This window comes from Moraxella nonliquefaciens (genome assembly GCF_001679005.1).
Classification (GTDB): Bacteria; Pseudomonadota; Gammaproteobacteria; order Pseudomonadales; family Moraxellaceae; genus Moraxella; species Moraxella nonliquefaciens.
This window is the reverse complement of the sequence record NZ_LXTW01000021.1, coordinates 1-1084: the sequence shown is the minus strand read 5'-3', so window position 1 is coordinate 1084 and position 1084 is coordinate 1. Positions and strand designations below refer to the sequence as shown.

The following is a 1084-nucleotide window of genomic DNA, read 5'->3' as shown; positions in this document are numbered from 1 at the left end:
GTGACGTACTCCCCTCCCTAAGGGAGGGGCTTCCTCCAGCGAGCGTATCACGTCCGATACGGAGAATGTTCTTAGCTGCATTGACATCTCTGTCGTGCGTGGTGTTACAAGCACCACAAGTCCATTCTCTTATTGCCAAACCTGCTCTACCTCTGGGACTGTTGTTAGTAATGGCACCACAACACGAACAGGTTTGGGTTGTAAAATGTTCATCCACTTCTTCATACAGACAACCTGCATGCTTGCACTTATCATCCAGCTGTCGTTTAAGTTCATACCAACTTGCGTCGTAAACCGATTTAGCCAGTTTGCTTGATGTGAATGTTTTTGAATTTAATTTACCAATCACAATCAAAGCATTTTGTTTGACCAGTTTGCTTGTAAATTGATGAATGGCGTTTAATCGTGAATTTTTAATTTTGGCATGTTTGGCATGCATGTATGGTTTTAACTTGCTTTTTCTTGTTGGCTCTTTGGGCTTTGGCTAGTTTATTTGCGTATTTTTGGGTGAATTTGGTGATTAGTTTATCACCATTGCTTGTTGTTACGCTATCTTTACAGCCTAAATCAAGACCTACAGAGTTTGTACCGCATTGTACCTTTTTAAATTGTTTTCGGCTTTTGGCGTGGGTTTCGTTAATGGCTTGGATGGTTTGGGAATGTAAGCCTAACAGCTCGCCACTGCCTTTGGTGTAGTCGTTTAAATCATAGGCAGATAAGAATTTGCCTGTACGCGTAGGTATTTATAACTTAACTCATTAACATAATTCCATACAAAATTCACCGAACTTGCTAATTTTTCAAGTTGCTTTATTTTACTGTCATATATGCGTAGTTTGAGTGTTTTCATAGGTTTTGGTATGATTTTATTATTTTAATTATACATTGGTCTAATTTTATGTCAAGCCCTAAAATAGAGTTAAGATGGGGTCACCAAGTTATTTTGCAGGCAGTTGTGGCGGCGCACCGATTGAGATTATTAGACAGTATATTGAACATGAGTGTCGCTGACACGCAAGGACACCACATTAGGGCCTCCATGTCGCCTTATCCCCACTGCCTAAGTCGCAGGTTTACGGCGGTG

General features: G+C 40.6%; 1 protein-coding gene and 1 pseudogene. One reads left to right on the top strand and one right to left on the bottom strand.

The genetic code is table 11. The features are described 5' to 3' along the window. A pseudogene (locus A7456_RS10955) lies at positions 1-850 on the bottom strand (RNA-guided endonuclease InsQ/TnpB family protein); the annotation flags it as partial. Between the two features lie 48 nt (positions 851-898). Between A7456_RS10955 and A7456_RS11610 the strand changes: the two are divergent. Beyond that, the coding region (locus A7456_RS11610; protein ID WP_211266068.1) for a hypothetical protein at positions 899-1084 on the top strand (186 nt) is incomplete at its 3' end.